Origin of the sequence: Streptomyces sp. NPDC090741, assembly GCF_044769045.1 — a bacterium.
Classification (GTDB): Bacteria; Actinomycetota; Actinomycetes; order Streptomycetales; family Streptomycetaceae; genus Streptomyces.
The window spans coordinates 873071-893563 of sequence record NZ_JBIVXF010000001.1 but is presented as its reverse complement, the minus strand read 5'-3'; the positions used below and the strand labels follow the sequence as shown (position 1 = coordinate 893563).

Below are 20493 nucleotides of genomic sequence, written 5' to 3'. Positions count from 1 at the left end.
GGGCAGGTTACGGGCGACGTCATGAACGGGCTGTAACACTTTTCGAACCTGCGGCGCAGTACATATCGAGCCGACTGGTCATCGGCCGCGCATGAGCCGGGGTTCCCCCCGTACCCCTGGGCTCTGCGCACCCGGCGCGGGCAGGGTTCGTTCCCCCGGCCCTGCCCGCGCCCTCTACTTCACCGACCGGATCACCGGAGTCGCCGGGATCGCCGGGATCACCGGAGTCACCGGGATCGCCGGCACCGCCCGGCCGTCGGGGATCACCAGTAGACGACGACCTTGTCGCCGACCTGCACCTGCTCGAACAGCGACGCGAGCTTGCCTTTGTCCCGGACGTTCACGCAGCCGTGCGAGGCGCCGGCGTAACCGCGGGCCGCGAAGTCGGCGGAGTAGTGCACCGCCTGGCCCTGGCTGAAGAACATCGAGTACGGCATCGGCGTGTGGTAGATCGTCGACGTCCAGTCCTTGGCCTTCCACTCGACCTTGAACTGGCCCTCTCGGGTCGGGGTGTTCTCGGAGCCGAAGCGGACGTCCATCGTGGAGACGGTCTTGCCGTCGATCATCCAGGCGAGCGTGCGGCTCTCCTTGCTGATGCACATGACGCGGCCCGTCATACAGCGCGGGTCCGGCGCGTCGACCTCGTTGACGGTCGGCGGGCGCAGCTCGTCGGCGGTGGGCTTCTTGCTGACGCCCTGGATCTTCTTCCAGGTGGCGTCGTCGACAGCGCCCGAGGCCGTCAGGTCGTTCTTCGACTGGAAGGACTTGACCGCGGCGGTCGTCTTCGAGCCGTAGAAGCCGGTCGGGGCGACCGTCATGTACTTGAGCTGCTTCAGGCGGGCCTGGAGCTCGCGCACCTGCTCGCTCTCGTCGCCGTTCGCCATGATGGCCTTGACGGTCGGCGAGGGGGACGCGGACGGCGAGGCCGACTGCGAGGCGGACGGCGAGGGCGAAGGTGAGGCGTCGCCGGGCTTGCCGTCCGTCGACGGGGAACTCTCGGGGGTGGAACCCGCCGCGGACGCGGACGGCACCGTGGAAGCGGAGCCGGCCGGCTCCGTCTTCTGGGGCCCGCAGGCGGTCGCGGCGAGCGCGACGGCGGTGGCCACCCCGAGCGTGCGGACTATGACTCTCTGGCGAAGCATTGCAGTCCCCCGATTTCTACGTCGTGTATGTAGGTGATGCCTGACGGGCGTGGACAGTTGCGGACGGTCCAGGGATGTTGCGCCATTGTGACCAGCGGCCGTCAGACGACAGCCGGAGCCGCCGCGGGGAGTTGTATCAGCCCCGAGCCCATTTGCTCCATGGAGGGTTTGGTCACATGGCCAGTACCGAGAGCGGGATTCCGATCGAACCTGTGTATGGGCCGGGGGATCTGACGGGATGGGATCCTGGGGCCAAACTGGGCGAACCAGGGGCGTATCCGTACACGCGAGGTGTCTACCCGAGCATGTACACCGGCAAGCCGTGGACCATGCGGCAGTACGCCGGGTTCGGGACGGCGGCCGAGTCCAACGCCCGGTACCGGCAGCTCATCGCCGGCGGCGGCACCGGACTCTCGGTCGCCTTCGACCTCCCGACGCAGATGGGGCACGACTCCGACGCGCCCCTGGCGCACGGGGAGGTCGGCAAGGTCGGCGTCGCCGTCGACTCCGTCGACGACATGCGGGTGCTCTTCGACGGGATCCCGCTCGACCGGGTCTCCACGTCCATGACGATCAACGCCCCGGCGGCGCTGCTGCTCCTCATGTACCAGCTGGTCGCCGAGGAGCACGGGATCGCGGGCGCGCAGCTGACCGGAACCGTGCAGAACGACGTGCTCAAGGAGTACATCGCGCGGGGCACCTACATCTTCCCGCCCGAGCCCTCGCTCCGGCTGACCGCCGACACCTTCAGGTACTGCAAGGCCGAGATCCCCCGCTGGAACACCATCTCCATCTCGGGCTACCACATGGCCGAGGCCGGTGCCTCGCCCGCGCAGGAGATCGCGTTCACGCTGGCGGACGGGATCGCGTACGTACGCACCGCGCTGGCCGCCGGGATGGAGGTCGACGAGTTCGCCCCGCGCCTCTCCTTCTTCTTCGTCGCCCGCACCACGCTGCTGGAGGAGGTCGCGAAGTTCCGGGCCGCGCGCCGGATCTGGGCCCGGGTCATGCGCGAGGAGTTCGGGGCCCGCAGCCCGAAGTCGCTGATGCTGCGCTTCCACACCCAGACGGCAGGGGTGCAGCTGACGGCGCAGCAGCCCGAGCTGAACCTCGTACGGGTGGCCGTGCAGGCACTGGCGGCGGTGCTGGGCGGCACCCAGTCGCTGCACACCAACTCCTTCGACGAGGCGATCGCCCTGCCGACGGAGAAATCGGCGCGCCTCGCGCTGCGGACCCAGCAGGTGCTCGCGTACGAGACGGACGTGCCGCACACCGTCGACCCCTTCGCGGGCTCGTACGCGGTGGAGCGGATGACGGACGAGGTCGAGGAGGCGGCGCTCGCGCTGATGCGGCGGGTCGAGGATCTGGGCGGGGCGGTGGCCGCTATCGAGGCCGGCTTCCAGAAGGGGGAGATCGAGCGGAACGCGTACCGCATCGCGCGGGAGACGGACGGCGGCGAGCGCGTGGTGGTCGGGGTCAACCGCTTCACGCTGGATCAGGAGGAGCGGTACGAGCCGCTGCGCGTCGACCCGGAGATCGAGAACCGGCAGCGTCAGGCGCTGGCGGCCCTGCGCGCGGAGCGCGACGGCGAGGCGGTGGCGGCAGCGCTGAACACCCTGCGCGAGGCGGCGGCGGGCACGGCGAACGTGCTCTACCCCATGAAGGAGGCCCTGCGCGCCCGCGCCACGGTGGGCGAGGTCTGCAACGCGCTGCGGGAGGTGTGGGGGACGTACCAGCCGACCGATTCCACCTGGTGAAATGCCGGCGACGACAGGTGCGTCCTTGTGGGACACTCCTGCCCATGCTGGGTGTCACCGATCTGCCGACCTATCTCGTCGGGCTCATATTGATCATTTTGCTGCCGGGGCCGAACTCGCTGTACGTGCTCTCCGTCGCGGCGCGCCGCGGGGTGCGGACCGGGTACAAGGCCGCCGCCGGGGTGTTCACCGGCGACGCCGTCCTGATGGTGCTCGCCGCCGCCGGGGCCGGGGCGCTGCTCCAGGCCAGCCCGGTGGCCTTCGGCATCGTCAAGCTGCTCGGCGCCGGGTACCTGACCTGGCTGGCGGTCGGGATGATGCGCGGGGCGTGGGCACTGTGGCGCTCGCGGGCCGAGCGGGACGAGATGGCCGAGGTGGCCGAGGCCCCGGCCCCGGGCGAGGGCGGCGAGGGGGAGCGGCCCTACCGTCGGGCCCTGCTGATCAGCCTGTTCAACCCCAAGGCGATCCTGTTCCTCGTCTCCTTCTTCGTGCAGTTCGTGGATCCCTCGTACGCCTACCCGGCGCTCTCGTTCCTGGTGCTGGGCGCGCTGCTCCAGCTCGGCAGCTTCCTGTACCTGACCCTGCTGATCTTCAGCGGGACCCGGCTGTCCTCCGCCTTCCGCCGCCGCAGGCGGCTCTCGGCCGGGGCCACCTCGGCGGCGGGCGTGCTCTTCCTCGGCTTCGCCGCCAAGCTGGCCGTCAGCTAGCGGTCAGCCGAGGGCCTTGCGAAGGCGCGGGCCCAGCGGGCGTTCCACCCAGCGGTGGACCGCCCAGGCCAGCGCCAGTATGGCCGCCACCGTCAGCGCGAACACCGCCCCCGGCGGCAGCCCCGCCCGGCGGTGCAGGGCGGCGATGACCAGCCAGCCCAGGTGCTCGTGGACCAGGTAGAAGGGGTACGTCAGCGCCCCGGCCAGGGTCAGCCACCGCCACCCGGGCCACCCGGTCCGGCCGCCGAGCGCGCCGAGCCCGCCGCCGAGCCGGCCGAGCGCCACCAGCGCCACCGCCGCGAACCCGGCCGTGACCACCGCGATGATCACCACCGCACTGCGGTACGAGAAGAACCGCGGGTCCGGCGCGTGCCACAGCCCCGCCACCGCGTAGTGCTGCCCGAGCAGCCAGCCGGCCAGGGCCACCGCCCGGGCGAGCCGGTCCCGCCGATCGCGGTGCACCAGGTAGAGGCCGATGCCGCCGATGAAGAACGGCGCGTACTGCGGCATCAGCGCCTGGGCGAGGAACCCCTTCCCGCCCGGGTCGGCCGCGTCCGCGAGGACCGCCGTCAGCATCCAGCCGGCGCAGAACAGCAGGGTCCGGCGGCGGCCCCCGCCCGGCAGGACGACGCAGAGCGCGAAGAGCACGTAGAACCGCAGCTCCGCCCAGAGCGTCCAGCACACCCCGAGGACCCGCTCGGCCCCCAGCGGCTGCTGGAGCATCGTCACGTTGACCAGGAAGTCCGACGGCGGCACGGCCCGGGCGGTCACTGCGACCAGGACCAGCGCCACCCAGTACGCGGGGTACAGCCGGGCCGCGCGCGAGGCGGCGAAGGCGCGTACCGAACGCCCCTCGGCGCTCAGGCAGATCACGAAGCCGCTGATCACGAAGAAGATCTGCACCCCGAGGCAGCCGTACGCCAGCCAGGGCGCGGCGGCGGGGAACAGCTGCCGCGGCGAGGCGCCCCAGGCGTCGGCGATCTGCCCGCCGCGGCCGCCGTAGTGGTACCCGGCGACCATCAGGGCGGCGAGCAGCCGTAACCCGTCGAGCGCCCGCAGCCGCCCGGCCGCCCCCGCCCCCGCGGCCCGCTCCCGGACCCGCGGGGCGGGGACCGCGGCCGCGTCGGCGGTCGCCGTCACCGCGGGCGGGCCGCGCGCAGCCGCTTCAGCCGGCGGACCACGCGGCGGACGGCCGGGCTGTGCGGCAGGAAGGAGAGCTGGGCCGGGATGCCGCCGGGCAGCCCGAGGGTGGTCAGCCGGCGGCGCTTGAAGTAGCGCCAGGTCCGGTCGTCCAGATGCGCGGCGAGATGGCGCTCGGCCTCGGTGCGGCGCGAGGCCAGGATCTGCGGCTGCATGGTGAACCCGACGGCGGTGAGCAGTCCGGTCAGCCGGTCCCCGTTCTCCTCGGGGCCGGGCGCGGTCCACCCGGCGACGGCCTCGGCGTCCGCGAGGTCGGGCAGGGTCGCGTCCACGATCGTGAGCGGGATCCGGTTGCTGTTCTGGTACGGGGTGAGGCGGGCCAGTATGGCCTCGGTCCCGGTGCGCGCCACGGGCAGCCCGTACAGGGTGGCGGCGGTCAGCAGCCCGGTGGAGAAGCAGCCGACGACCAGGGCGGGGCGCAGCCGCTGGTAGAGGGTTTCGGCCAGGACCGGGGTGGCCATGACGGTGAGCCGGGCGCCGAGCCGTTCGGCCTCGGCCTCGGCGCGGCGCGAGTACGCGGCGGGGGCGCTGGGGTGCGGTTTGAAGACGAGCTCGCGGTGGCCGAGGGCGTACGCGCCCCGGACCATCTCCACGTGGAGCTCCTCCTCTTCCTGCGGGGAGAGGAGTTCGAGCGCGGAGAGGTACTGGCCGAGCAGCAGCGCGGGGGCCTCGCCGACGCCGTCCAGCCCGGGCGCGTAGGAGGGGAGCTCGGCGAGCACCTTCAGGAACTCGGGGGTCGGGACCAGCTCCGGCCGTACGTCGAACTCGGTGAGCAGCAGCGGTTCCAGACCCGGCACCAGGTCCAGGTGCAGGACGCGCCGCACGCGCATGCCGAGCTGCGGGTCGAGGCGGAAGCGGGTGGGTCCGTAGCTCATCAGCCCGTCGGCGTAGACGTCTACGGCGGCGCCGGGGAAGAGCGTGCACAGGGTCCGGGCGGGCGGGACCTGGATCGACTCCACGATGATCTCGACGCGGTCCTCGCCCAGTCCCCAGATCGCCCGGAGCTGCCGCTCCCACAGCGGGACGTCCTCGGCGCGCGGGGCCCAGGCGCTCGGGTGCTGCGGGGCGATGGCGGCGTTCCAGTCGAGCACCTCGTCGAAGCGGGTGCGCAGCGCGGCGAAGCCCGGCATGTCGGCGAGGCCGGGGGAGACCTCGGCGGTGAGGGCGTGGTTGCTGGTGAGCAGGATGCGGCGGCCGGCCGGCGGGAAGCTGCCCGCGTCGATGCCGGCGGCGAGCGTGGCCATCCCGTAGAGGGTGGAGGCCAGGAAGATCTGCGTGCAGGGGACGGTGTTCCGGGTCTCCGGCGGGGTGTGCTGAGTGGCCATCAGAGCGTGGCTCCCGCTCGTGCGGGTCGGCGGCGCAGGCTGCGCAGCACTCCGGCGCGGTCGGCGTCCATCGCGTTAAGGGCCTGGTCCAGTACGTCCTGGGGCATGCGTCCGAGTGCGGCCGTGCTCATCGAACGGAGTTTCTTGGCCACGGCCGGTTCGTACCTTTCGATGGACCCGATGTGGTGCGCGATAATTGCACAATATGTTCGGACGGCTTTCGGAAGCAGAAGACCGCTTTCCCGGTCTTCGGCCGTATCGGCCAGAACCTGATCGAAAGCCTTGATGAAATCGAGCTGGCGCTCGTCCTTGATCTGCGTGAGCGAGGTCGCGACCCCGCGCCGGTAGAAGATCCCCGGCAGCCCGACCGCCGCGAACGACTCCGCCCCCCGGTGCAGGCGCCAGATCCACGGGCGGTCCTCCGCCGTCCGCAGCCCGTCGGTGAAGTGCAGCAGTCCGCGGTCCAGCAGCCGCCGGTGGTACATGCCGGCCCAGGCGTACGGGTAGTCGACCGAGGTGGCCCGCGAGGAGGGCAGGATCCCGGCGCGCGGATCGCCGACGACCAGCTGCGGACCGTACGGGACGCGCTGCACGGTACGGGTGCGGCCGGTCACCTGGACATGGTCGTTGCGGACGAAATCGCAGTTCAGAGCCTCTATGACGGCCAGGGTGCGGGCCAGGTGGCCGGGTGCCAGCCAGTCGTCGCCGTCCAGGAACGTGACGTACTCGCCGCGGGCCGCGTCCAGGCCGGTGTTCCGGGCGGTGGCCAGGCCGCCGTTCCGTTCGTGTCTGAGGAGCACCGCCCCCGGCAGCTCGCGCGCCGCCCGCTCCAGGAGTTCGGGCGTGCCGTCCGTCGAACAGTCGTCGACGAGCAGGAACTCGAAATCGTCCCGGGCGTTCAGTTCGAGGCTTTTCAGGGCATCCGGTGCGTATGTCTGCACGTTGTAGAACGGCACGACAACAGAGAGCTTGAGCACCCGCGAGACATTAAGGCGTCGGTCGGCATTCACCATGGCCCGTACGCGGATTCCATGTGAACGAAGCGGGGCGGGCGCGTTAACCGGTGCGGTTTCGCATGACGTAGACGGGTTGTTAACCCGCTGTTGTGCGTTCGTTGGGCCGATCACCGAAATTGCGGAATAGCTTCTGCCGGGTGCCAGCCAGTAATCGCGCAGCATCCCGTAGTCATCCTCGGACTGCCCTCCGCGTCGCCGTACTCGCCGATTCCGATACGCGATGGAAATGGGGCGCACTCACCGCCCGCCGCCTGGCGAAGGAACCGCACCTCACCGGATTCCTGCTCCGCGGCCGGGCCACCCCGACCGCGCGCCAGCTCGGCGAAGTGGGCGTCCGGGTGGAGCGGCTCTCGGAGGTGACCTGCGCTCAGTTCCTCGCGGAGATCGAGCGCGAGAAGTACGACGTCGTCGTCCTCGCCCTCGTCGGCGGGGCCGTACAGGCCGTCCTGCACGGGGTACGCGCACTGTGGCCCGAGCCGGCCGACCGCCCCGTGCTGGTCACCGGGTACGTGGGCGTCGTATACGAGAAGCTCGCCGACGGGCTGCTGCTGCGCCACGGGGCGGACCTCGTCCTCGCCAACTCCCGGTACGACGCCGGACGCTTCCGCGCGGTGTACGAGGGCGTCGGCGCGGACGCCGGCGCCGTCACGGAGACGGCGCTGCCGTTCCTGGACGGAGCGGCGTACGAGAAGGCCGGCGCCGGCGCGCACACCGTGGTCTTCGCCGTCCAGCCCTCCGTCCCCGAGAGCCGCGCCGACCGCGCGTACCTGCTGGAGCGGGCCGCCCGGCACGCCCGGCTGCACCCGGAGCGCGAGGTGCTGATCAAGCTGCGCAGCCGGCCCGGGGAGCACACCACGCACCTGGAGGAGCAGCCGTACCAGCGGCTCGCCGAGCGGGTCCCGGGCGGACTGCCCGCCAACTGCCGCCTGGTGTACGGGAACATGGGCGAGGTCCTGGACGGCACGGACCTGCTGGTCACCGTCTCCTCCACGGCCGCCCTGGAGTCCCTGCACCGCGGGATCCCGACGGCGGTCCTCACCGACCTCGGCATCCGTGAGGTGCTCGGCAACCACCACTTCCTCGGCTCGGGCTGCCTGGCCTCCTGGGACCAGCTCGACGCGGGCCTGCTGCCGCAGGGCGACGCGGAGTGGCTGGCCGACCAGGGCGTGATCGGCGCCCAGGGATCGGTCAAGGGGTCCGCCGATGCCGATGCCGATGCCGATGCCGATGCCGATGCGGACGCCGATGCCGCCGACTCCTTCGCCGCCGCCCGGGCCCGGCTCGGCGAACTGCTGGACCGCCCGGTGCTCCCCGCCGTCGCCCCCTACTACACACAGGTCACCGCGCCCGGGTACCTGCCCGGCATCCTGGCCCGCCACCACCTCGCCCCCGACGGGACCCCGCTGCCCGGCGCCGTCCGCGAGAGCGGCGGGGAGTCGCGGCTGCGCCGCCGGCTCCGCTCGCACCTGCGCGAGGCCGCCCGCGGGGCGTACCGGCACGGCGTCCAGCGCGTGGCCCCGGTGATCCGCCGGATGGGGGAGCTGTGAGCCCCCGCGCGAACCCCACCGCCCGCCCCCGCGTACTGGCCGTGATCCCGGCCCGCGGCGGCTCCAAGGGGGTCCCGGGGAAGAACCTCGCCGAGGTGGCCGGAGTCCCGCTCGTCGTACGGGCCGTCCAGGCCTGCCGGGGCGCGGACACCGTCACCGACGTCGTGGTCTCCACCGACGCCGCCCCCATCGCCGAAGCCGCCCGCGCCGCCGGGGCCGACGCGATCCGCCGCCCCGCGGCGATCTCCGGGGACACCGCGAGCAGCGAGGCCGCCGTACTGCACGCGCTCGACGCCTTCGAGGAACTGCACTCCCTCACCGTGGACGTCGTCCTCCTCGTCCAGTGCACCAGCCCCTTCCTGACCTCCTCCGACGTCGAGTCGGTCGCCGCCGCCGTCGCCACCGGTGCGGCCGACTCGGCCCTGACCGTCGCCCCGTTCCACGGCTTCCTGTGGCGGGAGGCGGCCGGCGGCGCCGGGGCCGGCGTCAACCACGACAAGGCCGTCCGCCCCCGCCGCCAGGACCGCCCCCAGGACCTGCTGGAGACCGGCGCCGCCTACGCCATGGACGCCGCGGGCTTCCGCGGCGCGCGGCACCGCTTCTTCGGGCGCACCCTCCCCGTCGCCACCGACCCCGCACGGGTCCTGGAGATCGACGACCCGCACGACCTCGCGCGCGCCCGCCTCCTCGCCCCCCTGTTCACCTCCCCTCAGCGCCCCCACGCACCGAACGAAGGACCTCTTCTGCCATGACCGTCGCCACCCCCAACTCCCGCCTGCGCACCTTCGGCTCCCGCACCGCCGGCCCCGGCCGCCCCGTGTACGTCGTCGGTGAGATCGGCATCAACCACAACGGCGACCTCGGCAACGCGTTCGCCCTCATCGACGCCGCCGCCGAAGCGGGCTGCGACGCGGTGAAGTTCCAGAAGCGCACCCCGGAGATCTGCACCCCGCGCGACCAGTGGGACATCGAGCGCGACACCCCCTGGGGCCGGATGACGTACATCGATTACCGCCACCGCGTGGAGTTCGGCGAGGCCGAGTACCGCTCCATCGACGAGCACTGCGCCAAGCGGGGCATCGACTGGTTCGCCTCCCCGTGGGACACCGAGGCCGTGGCCTTCCTGGAGAAGTTCGACGTCCCCGCCCACAAGGTGGCCTCCGCCTCCCTCACCGACGACGAGCTGCTGCGCGCCCTGCGCGCCACCGGCCGCACCGTCGTCCTCTCCACCGGCATGTCCACCCCGAAGCAGATCCGCCACGCGGTGGAGGTGCTCGGCAGCGACAACATCCTGCTCTGCCACGCCACGTCGACGTACCCGGCCAAGGCGGAGGAGCTCAACCTGCGGGTGATCAACACCCTGCAGGAGGAGTACCCCAACGTCCCGATCGGCTACTCCGGCCATGAGACGGGCCTGCAGACCACCCTCGCGGCCGTCGCCCTCGGCGCCGCCTTCGTCGAGCGCCACATCACCCTCGACCGCGCCATGTGGGGCTCCGACCAGGCCGCCTCCGTGGAGCCCGGCGGCCTCGCCCGCCTGGTCCGCGACATCCGCACCATCGAGACCGCCCTCGGCGACGGCATCAAGCGCGTCTACGACTCCGAGCTCGGCCCCATGAAGAAGCTCCGCCGGGTCCAGGGCGAGCTCGCCTCGGTCTGACCCCGCGGTCCTTCCCCCCGGTCCACCCCCCGGTCCGGGCCGGGGTCCGACCCCGCGGCCCGTCCGGTCTCTCCGTTCGGTTCCCTCTCCGGTTCTCCGTCCGGTACGACGCCCCGCCCCCGCCCCTGACGAGGAGTACGTGGTGACCCCCTCTGCCTCCAGCCTGGCTTTCGTCGAGAGTCCGGTCCAGCTCCTGAACGTGCTGGAGTGGGCGCACGCCGAAGCCGCGTCCGCACCGGGCGGTGTCCCGCTGCTCGACGCCGTCCCGAGCCAGCCCAGCCGCGCCGCCGCCCGCGGCCCCGCGTCCGGGGGCGCTGCGGCAGCCACCGGCACGGGCCCGGCCGGCCGCTCGGCCGGCGCGTCGTCCTGGCTGCGGATCGTCGTACTGCCGCCCACCGACCCCATGTCCCGCGGACAGCTGCGCCGGATGGCGGGGCTGGCCAGGGACGAGGGGTACGCGGTCGTCTGGCAGGAGGCCCGCGGCGGCCGGCTCGCCCCGCTCAAGGCATTCGCCGCGCTCGCCAAGGACGTGCGCGCGGCCCGCCGGGTCGTCGTCGGCGACCCCTTCTCCCGGTACGTGCAGCTCCTGCTCACCCTCGTACGGGCCGAAGAGCTCGTCGTGGTCGACGACGGCACCGCCACCATGGAGTTCGTCGCCCAGACGGCCCGCGGCGAGCGCCTCGTACGCTGGCACCGGGTCGGCGGGGGCGGCCTGCCCGGCCGCATCCGCGAGCTGGCGTACGCGCCGGTCTCGGCCACCGCCCGGCGCCGCTTCACCCCGGCCGCGGGCACGGGGCGGCGCGTCGAGGTGTTCAGCTCGATGCCCGTCACCGTCCACGGCGCGATGACGCTGCGGGTCAACGAGTTCGCCTGGACCCGCGCCCGGTTCGGCCCGCCGCGCCTGACCAAGGGCACCGACCTCGTCGGCACCTCCCTCGTGGAGACCGGAGTGGTCGACCCGGCCCGCTACCTGGACGCCGTACGCGCCCTGACCCTGGAGCACGGCGCCACCCGCTACTTCGCGCACCGCCGCGAGTCCCCGGAGAAGCTGCGCACGCTCAGCGAGGCGACCGGGCTGGAGATCGTCCGCCCGGACCTGCCGCTGGAACTGATCGCCCGGCGCGGACCGGTCGGCCGCACGATCGTCAGCTTTCCGTCCACCGTCGTCCACACCCTGCCTTACGCGCTGACCGGAACCGGTGTGACCGTCGCCGTATGCGATGTCGACCCGGCCTGGCTCACCGGCTCCGCCTCGCCGCGGGCCCGCAGCTTCCTCGCAGGGGTCACCGAGACCGCCCGTGATGTGCACAGACTCCCTGCCCAGACGGCCTCCGCGGCCGGATGAGCGCGCGAGTCTACCCCCGGGTGCATCCGGTCATGCGTCCAGAGGTCTGGTTTTTTTCCCCTAACGGCATGAACTTTTGGTGATCCACAGCCAGTTGGGCCATTCGTGCGCCTACCCTTCAACGGGTGAACCAGTTGATGTCCCGCGAGTCCCAGACCGCCCTGCCCGGCACGCCTGACCGGCCCGAGCTGCCCGGCAAGATTCCGGACCACCTGCGTGCCGAACTGATCGAGTTCCGCCGGGACTTGCACATGCACCCCGAGCTAGGACACCACGAGTTCCGCACCACGGCGGCGATCAAGGCCCGGCTGGAGAAAGCGGGGCTGCGGCCCCGCGTACTGAAGTCCGGAACCGGCCTGATCTGTGACGTGGGCACCTGGGACGGGGGCCGGCCGATGCTGGCCATTCGCGCGGACATCGACGCCCTGCCCATTCCGGACGCCAAGACCCACGTGGCGTACCGCTCGACCTTCCCGGACCGCGCGCATGCCTGCGGCCACGACGTGCACACCGCCGTCGTCCTCGGCGCCGGCCTGGTCCTCGCCGACCTCGACCGGCAGGGCCTGCTGCCCCGCCCGGTACGGCTGCTGTTCCAGCCCGCCGAGGAGGTGCTCCCCGGCGGAGCCACCGATGCCATCGCGTCCGGCGTCCTGGACGGCGTGGGCCGGATGATCGCGGTGCACTGCGACCCCCGGGTCGACGCCGGGAAGATCGGACTGCGCACCGGTCCCATCACCTCCGCCTGCGACCGGCTGGAGATCGCGCTGGCCGGCCCCGGCGGGCACACCGCCCGGCCGCACCTGACCACCGATCTGGTGACCGCCGCCGCCCGGGTCGCCGTCGACCTGCCGGCCGTACTGTCGCGCCGGATGGACGCCCGTTCGGGCATGTCGATCACCTGGGGCCGGATCGAGGCCGGGCACGCCTGCAACGTCATCCCCATGCACGCCGAGCTCTCCGGAACGATCCGCTGCCTGGACATCAACGCCTGGCACGAGGCGCCCGATCAGATCCACGCCGCGATCGACGAGATCGCGGGGATGCACCGGGCCAAGTCGGAGATCACGTACGTGCGCGGGGTGCCGCCGGTCGTCAACGACCCGGTGGTGACCGAGCTGCTGCGCGAGGCGATGGCGGCCCGGCTCGGCAAGGAGTCGATCGAGGACACCGAGCAGAGCCTCGGCGGCGAGGACTTCTCCTGGTACCTGGAGCACGTGCCCGGAGCCATGGCCCGGCTCGGCGTGCACACCCCGGGCGCGAGCGCCAAGAGGGACCTGCACCGGGGCGACTTCGACGTGGACGAGTCCGCGATCGGGGTCGGCGTGGAGTTCTTCACGGCCGCCGCGCTGCTCGACGGACGGCGTACCAGGCCTGTCGGATAGCGATCGGGCAAAAATTTGTACAACATCTGAGCGCGTCCCGTCACACCTGTCCAGCCCTTGGTACACAAGGGCTGGACGCGTGGGGAGTTACCGATCGGTCACTGTCCGATTCGCGACGATCCGATAACGACTCATGAACGGCCCTTTAACTGACATCTACGCGCGTTACGATCGCCGCGAAACCAGCGCCGGTCGTGGCGCTTCGGTCAGGTTTTGAAGGAGCCTCCCCTTGCGCCGGATCACCAGGATCGCCACCGTGGGCATCGCGTCCGCGGCGCTGGCCCTCTCTGCCACCGCCTGTGGCGGAAAGAAGTCCTCGGACACCTCGTCCTCCCCGTCCTCCTCCTCTTCTTCCGCGAAGTCGATCGCCATCGCGTACGACATCGGCGGCCGTGGCGACCAGTCGTTCAACGACGCCGCCTACGCCGGTCTGCAGAAGGCCGAGAAGGAACTGGGCGTCAAGGGCAGCGAGGCCGAGCCCACCGAGGGTGAGGGTGAGGCCGACAAGGTCCAGCGCCTCACCGAGCTCGCCCGCAAGGGCAACAACCCGGTCATCGGCGTCGGTTTCTCCTACGCCCCGGCGATCAAGAAGGTCGCGCCGAAGTTCCCGAACACCACGTTCGGCATCATCGACGACACCTCGGTCACCGGCCCGAACATCGCCAACCTGGTGTTCAACGAGGAGCAGGGCTCCTACCTGGCCGGCGTCGCCGCGGCCAAGGCCTCCAAGACCGGCACGGTCGGCTTCATCGGCGGTGTCGAGGTTCCGCTGATCAAGAAGTTCGAGGCGGGCTTCACCCAGGGCGTCAAGGACACCAACCCGAACGCCAAGGTGCTGAGCCAGTACCTGACCCAGCCGCCGAACTTCGACGGCTTCTCCAAGCCCGACCTCGGCAAGGCCGCCGCCCAGGGTCAGCTCGACGCCGGCGCCGACGTGGTCTACGCCGCTGCCGGTCTCGCGGGCTCGGGTGCCATCGAGGCCACCGCCGGCAAGGGCAAGTGGGCCATCGGTGTCGACTCCGACCAGTACAACCAGGCCGGTCTGTCGAAGTACAAGGACCACATCCTGACCTCGGTCACCAAGGACGTCTCCGACGCGGTCTTCAACCAGATCAAGTCGGTCCAGGACGGCAAGCCGGCCACCGGTGAGATCCGTTACGGCCTGGACAAGGACGGCGTCGGCCTGGCCGACTCCAACCCCGAGTACAAGAAGATGACCGACCTCACCGCCGCCGTGGAGAAGGCCAAGGCCGACATCATCGCGAAGAAGATCACCGTCAAGACCGCGCCGTAAGGCATCGTCTGACGTGCGATAAGGGGTCTCCGGGGTCCGGGAAGCGGTCTCTACCGCTCCCGGGCCCCGCCCCTGTTCCGTGTCGCTCGTGGCCACTTGGCCGCAAGTTTTCACTTTCGACAGTGCTACGCGCGTAGAGGCATCGTGGACGCGATACCGTCCTCCTCCCGCCCACCCGCCCGGCCGATCCTCGCCCTGCCCCCTGCCAACTTGGCTTTCCAGCTCCTTCCGCGCCAAGGAGAGTGCGTCATCAACGCGTCCAGCCCGCCCCCCGCCGTAGAACTTCACGGCATCACCAAGCGCTTCCCCGGCGTCGTCGCCAACAAGGACATCGCGATCACCGTCCGCAAGGGCACGGTCCATGCCCTCATCGGTGAGAACGGTGCCGGAAAGTCGACCCTGATGAAGATCCTCTACGGCATGCAGAAGCCGGACGAGGGCACCATCGCCATCGACGGGGAGCAGGTCACCTTCAACAACCCCGGCGACGCCATCGCCCGCGGCATCGGCATGGTGCACCAGCACTTCATGCTCGCCGACAACCTCACCGTCCTGGAGAACGTGGTTCTCGGCGGCGAGAAGCTCCACGGCATCGGCGCCAAGGCCCGCAGGAAGATCCTGGAGATCTCGGACGCGTACGGCCTCGGCGCGCGCCCCGACGCCCTGGTCGAGGACCTCGGTGTCGCCGACCGCCAGCGCGTGGAGATCCTCAAGGTCCTGTACCGCGGCGCCCGCACCCTCATCCTCGACGAGCCCACCGCGGTGCTCGTGCCGCAGGAAGTGGACGCGCTCTTCGACAACCTGCGCGAGCTCAAGGCCGAGGGCCTGACCGTCATCTTCATCTCGCACAAGCTGGGCGAGGTGCTGAAGGTCGCCGACGACATCACCGTCATCCGCCGCGGCACCACCGTCGGCACCGCCGACCCGAAGACCGCGACCACCAAGCAGCTCGCCGAGCTGATGGTCGGTGCGGAGCTGCCCTCGCCGGAGACCCGCGAGTCCACGGTGACCACCACCCCGATGCTCCAGGTCGAGAAGCTGACCGTCGCCGAGCACGGCCTGCCCGTCGCCACCGAGGAGACCGCGCGTACGCCGGGCCTGTCGGACGCCAACGTGCCCGAGATCGTCGAGGCCGGCCGCCTCCTCCTCGACGGGATCACCTTCACGATCCACAAGGGCGAGGTCCTGGGCATCGCCGGTGTCGAGGGCAACGGCCAGACCGAGCTGATCGAAGCCCTCATGGGCATGATCACCCCGGACACGGGCGTCATCACCCTGGACGGCACCGACATCACGAAGGCGCCGGTGCGCAAGCGCCGTGAGGGCGGCATCGGGTACATCCCCGAGGACCGCCACCGCCACGGCCTGCTGCTCGAATCCTCGCTGTGGGAGAACCGCATCCTCGGTCACGTCACCGAGGCGCCCAACTCCAAGCGCGGCATCATCGACCCGAAGGCCGCCCGCAAGGACACCGAGCGGATCGTGCGCGAGTACGACGTCCGCACGCCCGGCATCGAGGTCACCGCGTCGTCGCTCTCCGGCGGCAACCAGCAGAAGCTGATCGTCGGCCGCGAGATGAGCCACAACCCGAAGTTCCTCATCGCCGCCCACCCCACCCGTGGTGTGGACGTCGGTGCGCAGTCGCAGATCTGGGACGCGATCCGGGACGCCCGCCGCGAAGGCCTGGCGGTCCTGCTGATCTCCGCGGACCTGGACGAGCTGATCGGCCTGTCCGACACCCTGCGCGTGATCTACCGCGGCCGCCTGGTCGCGGACGCCGACCCCGCGACCGTGACCCCCGAGGAGCTCGGCACCGCCATGACGGGCGCCGCCTCCGGGACCCTGGAAGCCACCGACAACCACTCCGCCGCCGGTACCGACGCTGGTACCGACTCCCCGGAGGACGAGGCCCGATGAAGAAATTCGACAAGGACCGGCTGCTCCTCGGCTTCGCCGGGCCCGCTCTCGCTCTGGTCACCGCGTTCCTGCTGACCATGCTCGTGCTGGCCGCGACGGGTGTGGACCCGATCGAGCCGCTGCGCCTGATGGTGGAGAACGCCAGCTACGAGGACGTCCAGGTCCTCATCGTGAACCAGGCGGGCACGTACTACCTGGCAGCCCTGGCCGTGGCCATCGGCTTCCGGATGAACCTCTTCAACATCGGTGTCGACGGCCAGTACCGCCTCGCGGCGATGCTGTCCGCAGTGGTCGGCGCGGCCGTCACGCTGCCCGGCCCGCTGCAGATCCTGCTGATCGTGGTCGTCGCCATGTGCGTCGGCGCCTTCTGGGCCGGCATCGCCGGTGTCCTCAAGGCCAGGCGCGGCGTCAGCGAGGTCGTGTCCACGATCATGCTGAACGCCATCGCGACCAGCCTGATCGCCTGGCTGATCCTGCCGAAGAACCTAGGCGTCCAGCCGGCCGGCTCCAACGACCTCACCACCGGTGACATCCCGGACTCCGGCTGGTTCCCGGCCGTGGACCTCGGTGACGGCCTGGAGATCTACGGCTTCACCTTCCTCGCGTTCGCGCTGGGCATCGTCTACTGGTTCGTGCTCAACCGGACCCGCTTCGGCTTCGACCTGCGCGCCACCGGCGCCAGCGAGTCCGCCGCCCAGGCCTCCGGTGTGGACGCCAAGAAGATGATCATCACCTCGATGCTCATCTCCGGCGCCGTCGCCGGCCTCGCCGGCATGCCGGTCCTGCTCGGCGAGAGCCACACGTACAGCCTGGCCTTCCCGGTCGGTGTCGGCTTCACCGGCATCACCATCGCGCTGCTCGGGCGCAACAGCCCGATCGGCATCTTCTTCGCCGCCTTCCTGATGGCCTTCATCGACAAGGCCTCGGCCTCGCTCGACACGGCCGGGTACGCGAAGGAGATCGGCACGATCATGAAGGGCCTGATCGTGATCGCCGTTGTCGTCTCGTACGAGCTCGTCCGCCGCTACGGCATCCGCCGCCAGCAGCAGAAGGTCGGCGAGGAGCTGGCTGCAGGCCACGCCATCAAGACCGATAAGGAGGTCGCGGCGTGAGCACCAGCACCGTCTCCGCGACGAGTGCCGCCCCGAAGAAGGCCGGCGGCCGCAAGAAGCTCACCCTGCCGTGGATCATGCTGATCATCGCGGGCGGGCTCGCGCTCGTCTCGCTGGTCCGCGTGATCAGCGGGGCCAACGACCTGACCTCCATCGGCCAGGTCTCCGGAGCCCTCCAGCTCGCGGTGCCGATCGGCCTCGCCGGCCTCGGCGGCCTGTGGGCCGAGCGGGCGGGCGTCGTCAACATCGGCCTCGAGGGCATGATGATCCTCGGCACCTGGTTCGGTGCCTGGGCCGGCTACCAGTGGGGTCCCTGGACCGGCGTCGCGGTCGGCATCCTGGGCGGTGCCCTCGGCGGCCTGCTGCACGCGATCATCACGGTCACGTTCAACGTCAACCACATCGTCTCCGGTGTGGCCGTCAACATCCTCGCGCTGGGCTTCACCCAGTACCTGTCGAACTTCACGTTCGCGAACGCGCCCGGCGGCTCCTCCAAGCAGTCGCCGCGCGTCGAGGAGATCTACAAGATCACCGTGCCGGGGCTGTCCGACTGGATGGCCACGCTCCAGGCCAAGCACTGGTTCTTCGTATCGGACCTCGCCGGCCTCATCGGCGGCCTGGTCACCGAGCTCTCGCTGCTGACCGTCGTCGCCCTGCTGCTGATCCCGGGCACCTGGTGGGTGCTGTGGCGCACCACCTTCGGCCTGCGCCTGCGCTCCTGCGGTGAGAACCCCATCGCCGCCGAATCGCTCGGCGTCAACGTCTACAAGTACAAGTACATCGCCGTGGTCGTCTCCGGCGCCCTGGCGGGCCTCGGTGGCGTGTTCCTGTCGATCGTCGCCAGCCCCATCTACCAGGAGGGCCAGACCGGCGGCCGCGGCTACATCGGTCTCGCCGCGATGATCTTCGGTAACTGGATGCCGGGCGGCATGGCGCTGGGCGCCGGCCTCTTCGGCTTCACCGACAGCCTCAAGCTGCGCGGTGGCGCCGAGAACGTCCACGCGATGCTGCTGCTCCTCGCGATCCTGCTGGTGCTGGTCTGCGCCTGGCAGCTGTACAAGAAGAAGCACTTCCAGGGTGCCCTCTCGGGCGTCTGCGCCGGTGGGCTGTTCCTCTGGTACGCGCTCACGGACGCGGTCCCGAGCCAGTTCGTGGACGCGGCCCCGTACCTGACGACGCTGCTGGTGCTCGCGCTGTCCGCGCAGCGGCTGCGGATGCCGAAGGCGGACGGCCTGCCGTACCGCAAGGGCCAGGGCAAGTGACGACGGCGATCCACCCCGACTGGGAGGCCCTGCGGGAGGCCGCCCGGGACGTCATGTCCCGGGCGTACGCCCCCTACTCGGAGTTCCCGGTCGGGGTCGCCGCCCTCGTCGACGACGGCCGGATCGTCGTCGGCTGCAACGTGGAGAACGCCAGCTACGGGCTCAGCCTGTGCGCCGAGTGCGGGCTGGTCTCCTCCCTGCAGGCCACCGGCGGCGGCCGCCTGACGCACTTCACCTGCGTCGACGGCAAGGGCGACATCCTCGTCCCGTGCGGCCGCTGCCGTCAGCTCCTCTTCGAGTTCGGTGGACCGGAGCTGCTGGTGGAGACCCCGAAGGGGGTCCTTCCACTGGCCGAGATGCTGCCGCAGGCCTTCGGGCCGGACCACCTGAGATAGCCGCGTTGACGGCCCTTCGCCCCTGCCGGGCGGAGGGCCGTCGCACTTCCCTCTTCTTCTCTTCTCTCTCCACCCTCTCTATGCGCGTAGAAGGAAGCACCACATGGACGTCATCTCCGTCATCCGAACGAAGCGTGACCGGGGCGAGCTGAGCCCCGAGCAGATCGACTGGGTCATCGACGCGTACACGCGCGGTGTCGTCGCCGACGAGCAGATGTCGGCGCTGGCGATGGCCATCCTGCTGAACGGCATGAACCGGGCCGAGATCAAGCGCTGGACCGCAGCGATGATCGCCTCGGGCGAGCGGATGAACTTCGACTCCCTGTCCCGCCCGACCGCGGACAAGCACTCCACGGGCGGCGTCGGCGACAAGATCACCCTGCCGCTGGCCCCGCTCGTCGCCGCCTGCGGCGCGGCCGTGCCGCAGCTGTCGGGCCGCGGCCTCGGCCACACCGGCGGCACCCTGGACAAGCTGGAGTCCATCCCCGGCTGGCGCGCGCTGCTCTCCAACGAGGAGATGCTGCACGTCCTGGACACCACGGGCGCGGTCATCTGCGCGGCGGGCGACGGCCTGGCCCCCGCCGACAAGAAGCTGTACGCGCTGCGCGATGTGACGGGCACCGTCGAGGCCATCCCGCTGATCGCCTCCTCGATCATGTCGAAGAAGATCGCCGAGGGCACGGGTTCGCTCGTCCTCGACGTGAAGGTCGGCACCGGCGCGTTCATGAAGAACATCGAGGACGCGCGCGAGCTCGCCTCGACGATGGTCGCCCTCGGCACGGACAGCGGCGTCAAGACCATCGCCCTGCTCACCGACATGTCCACCCCGCTCGGCCTGACGGCCGGCAACGCGCTGGAGATCCGCGAGTCGGTCGAGGTCCTGGCCGGCGGCGGCCCCTCCGACGTCGTCGAGCTGACCCTGGCGCTCGCCCGCGAGATGCTGGACGCGGCGGGCATCAAGGACGCCGACCCGGCCAAGGCCCTCGCCGACGGCTCCGCCATGGACGTCTGGCGCCGGATGATCTCCGCCCAGGGCGGCGACCCGGACGCGGCCCTCCCGGTGGCCCGCGAGCAGCACGTGGTCACCGCCCCCTCCTCGGGCGTCCTGACCCGCCTTGACGCGTACGGCGTCGGCGTGGGCGCCTGGCGCCTGGGCGCCGGCCGCGCGCGCAAGGAGGACCCGGTGCAGGCGGGCGCGGGCATCGAGCTCCACGCCAAGCCCGGCGACACCGTGGTCGCCGGCCAGCCGCTGATGACCCTGCACACGGACACCCCGGAGAAGTTCGAGTACGCCCTGGCCTCCCTGGAGGGCACGTACGACATCGCCCCGGCCGGCACGGCGTTCTCCGCCACGCCGATCGTCCTGGACCGCATCGCCTGACCCGCGGCCCCCTCTACGCGTCGGCGCGGCTCCCCGTCCGGAGCCGCGCCG

Annotated in this window: 16 protein-coding genes and 1 pseudogene; 13 read left to right on the top strand and 4 right to left on the bottom strand. The window is 71.2% G+C overall.

Annotated features, from left to right (window positions below):
- Positions 1 to 263 precede the first annotated feature (263 nt).
- Positions 264 to 1142: a peptidoglycan-binding protein gene (locus ACIQU4_RS04150; RefSeq protein ID WP_403725465.1), complete on the bottom strand. Its 879-nt coding sequence runs from the start codon at positions 1140 to 1142 to the stop codon at positions 264 to 266.
- A gap of 176 nt (positions 1143 to 1318) precedes the next feature.
- Between ACIQU4_RS04150 and ACIQU4_RS04145 the strand changes: the two genes are divergently transcribed.
- The gene (locus ACIQU4_RS04145) at positions 1319 to 2899 is read left to right on the top strand and encodes a methylmalonyl-CoA mutase (RefSeq protein WP_403725463.1); all 1581 of its coding nucleotides are present in this window, start codon (positions 1319 to 1321) and stop codon (positions 2897 to 2899) included.
- A gap of 44 nt (positions 2900 to 2943) precedes the next feature.
- Positions 2944 to 3606: a leucine efflux protein LeuE gene (gene leuE / locus ACIQU4_RS04140; protein WP_403725461.1), complete on the top strand. Its 663-nt coding sequence runs from the start codon at positions 2944 to 2946 to the stop codon at positions 3604 to 3606.
- A 3-nt stretch (positions 3607 to 3609) separates the two neighbouring features.
- On the opposite strand, the gene ACIQU4_RS04135 is transcribed toward leuE, so the two are convergent.
- Genes ACIQU4_RS04135 through ACIQU4_RS04125 form a run of 3 tightly spaced genes read right to left on the bottom strand, consistent with a single transcriptional unit; the run spans position 3610 to position 7108 of the window.
- Positions 3610 to 4746 carry an acyltransferase family protein gene (locus ACIQU4_RS04135; protein WP_403725459.1) on the bottom strand — a complete coding sequence of 379 codons (1137 nt, stop codon included), beginning with the start codon at positions 4744 to 4746 and terminating at the stop codon, positions 3610 to 3612.
- A complete protein-coding gene (locus tag ACIQU4_RS04130) occupies positions 4743 to 6131 on the bottom strand; it encodes a polysialyltransferase family glycosyltransferase (protein WP_403725457.1) in 1389 nt (462 codons plus the stop codon). Before ACIQU4_RS04130 ends, ACIQU4_RS04135 begins: the two co-directional genes overlap by 4 nt.
- The gene (locus tag ACIQU4_RS04125; RefSeq protein ID WP_403725455.1) at positions 6131 to 7108 is read right to left on the bottom strand and encodes a glycosyltransferase family 2 protein; all 978 of its coding nucleotides are present in this window, start codon (positions 7106 to 7108) and stop codon (positions 6131 to 6133) included. Before ACIQU4_RS04125 ends, ACIQU4_RS04130 begins: the two co-directional genes overlap by 1 nt.
- A gap of 176 nt (positions 7109 to 7284) precedes the next feature.
- Between ACIQU4_RS04125 and ACIQU4_RS04120 the strand changes: the two genes are divergently transcribed.
- The 11 genes and pseudogenes from ACIQU4_RS04120 to ACIQU4_RS04070 all read left to right on the top strand — a co-directional run bounded on the left by ACIQU4_RS04120 (position 7285) and on the right by ACIQU4_RS04070 (position 20442).
- A complete protein-coding gene (locus ACIQU4_RS04120; RefSeq protein WP_403725452.1) occupies positions 7285 to 8694 on the top strand; it encodes a DUF6716 putative glycosyltransferase in 1410 nt (469 codons plus the stop codon).
- A pseudogene (locus tag ACIQU4_RS04115) lies at positions 8691 to 9422 on the top strand (cytidylyltransferase domain-containing protein); the annotation flags it as partial. The gene ACIQU4_RS04120 and the pseudogene ACIQU4_RS04115, both read left to right, overlap by 4 nt.
- Before the next feature lie 20 nt (positions 9423 to 9442).
- Entirely contained in the window at positions 9443 to 10354 is a 912-nt protein-coding gene (locus ACIQU4_RS04110; protein ID WP_403725449.1) for an N-acetylneuraminate synthase family protein, read from the top strand.
- Between the two features lie 142 nt (positions 10355 to 10496).
- On the top strand, positions 10497 to 11699 hold the full coding sequence (locus ACIQU4_RS04105) for a hypothetical protein (protein WP_403725446.1): 1203 nt from the start codon (positions 10497 to 10499) through the stop codon (positions 11697 to 11699).
- Between the two features lie 137 nt (positions 11700 to 11836).
- Complete coding sequence (locus ACIQU4_RS04100; RefSeq protein ID WP_403725999.1) at positions 11837 to 13081, top strand: amidohydrolase; 1245 nt, start codon at positions 11837 to 11839, stop codon at positions 13079 to 13081.
- Between the two features lie 229 nt (positions 13082 to 13310).
- On the top strand, positions 13311 to 14375 hold the full coding sequence (locus ACIQU4_RS04095) for a BMP family protein (protein WP_403725444.1): 1065 nt from the start codon (positions 13311 to 13313) through the stop codon (positions 14373 to 14375).
- A gap of 210 nt (positions 14376 to 14585) precedes the next feature.
- Complete coding sequence (locus ACIQU4_RS04090) at positions 14586 to 16292, top strand: ABC transporter ATP-binding protein (protein ID WP_403725442.1); 1707 nt, start codon at positions 14586 to 14588, stop codon at positions 16290 to 16292.
- Positions 16289 to 17404 (top strand): ABC transporter permease, encoded by a 1116-nt coding sequence (locus tag ACIQU4_RS04085; RefSeq protein ID WP_403725439.1) that lies wholly within the window; start codon positions 16289 to 16291, stop codon positions 17402 to 17404. The genes ACIQU4_RS04090 and ACIQU4_RS04085 overlap by 4 nt, the downstream gene beginning before the upstream one ends.
- Positions 17401 to 18666, top strand: a complete 1266-nt coding sequence (locus ACIQU4_RS04080) for an ABC transporter permease (RefSeq protein ID WP_403725436.1) — start codon at positions 17401 to 17403, stop codon at positions 18664 to 18666. The genes ACIQU4_RS04085 and ACIQU4_RS04080 overlap by 4 nt, the downstream gene beginning before the upstream one ends.
- Positions 18663 to 19061, top strand: coding sequence for a cytidine deaminase (locus ACIQU4_RS04075; protein ID WP_403725433.1), 399 nt, complete (start codon positions 18663 to 18665; stop codon positions 19059 to 19061). Before ACIQU4_RS04080 ends, ACIQU4_RS04075 begins: the two co-directional genes overlap by 4 nt.
- 103 nt (positions 19062 to 19164) lie before the next feature.
- Positions 19165 to 20442: a thymidine phosphorylase gene (locus ACIQU4_RS04070; RefSeq protein WP_030154942.1), complete on the top strand. Its 1278-nt coding sequence runs from the start codon at positions 19165 to 19167 to the stop codon at positions 20440 to 20442.
- Positions 20443 to 20493 lie beyond the last annotated feature (51 nt).

What these genes read in the sequence shown, in the direction of transcription:
- ACIQU4_RS04150 (WP_403725465.1), bottom strand. Translation starts at nt 1,142, where the DNA reads ATGCTTCGCCAGAGAGTCATAGTCCGCACGCTCGGGGTGGCCACCGCC.
- ACIQU4_RS04145 (WP_403725463.1), top strand. Translation starts at nt 1,319, where the DNA reads ATGGCCAGTACCGAGAGCGGGATTCCGATCGAACCTGTGTATGGGCCG.
- leuE (WP_403725461.1), top strand. Translation starts at nt 2,944, where the DNA reads ATGCTGGGTGTCACCGATCTGCCGACCTATCTCGTCGGGCTCATATTG.
- ACIQU4_RS04130 (WP_403725457.1), bottom strand. Translation starts at nt 6,131, where the DNA reads ATGGCCACTCAGCACACCCCGCCGGAGACCCGGAACACCGTCCCCTGC.
- ACIQU4_RS04110 (WP_403725449.1), top strand. Translation starts at nt 9,443, where the DNA reads ATGACCGTCGCCACCCCCAACTCCCGCCTGCGCACCTTCGGCTCCCGC.
- ACIQU4_RS04100 (WP_403725999.1), top strand. Translation starts at nt 11,837, where the DNA reads ATGTCCCGCGAGTCCCAGACCGCCCTGCCCGGCACGCCTGACCGGCCC.
- ACIQU4_RS04085 (WP_403725439.1), top strand. Translation starts at nt 16,289, where the DNA reads ATGAAGAAATTCGACAAGGACCGGCTGCTCCTCGGCTTCGCCGGGCCC.
- ACIQU4_RS04070 (WP_030154942.1), top strand. Translation starts at nt 19,165, where the DNA reads ATGGACGTCATCTCCGTCATCCGAACGAAGCGTGACCGGGGCGAGCTG.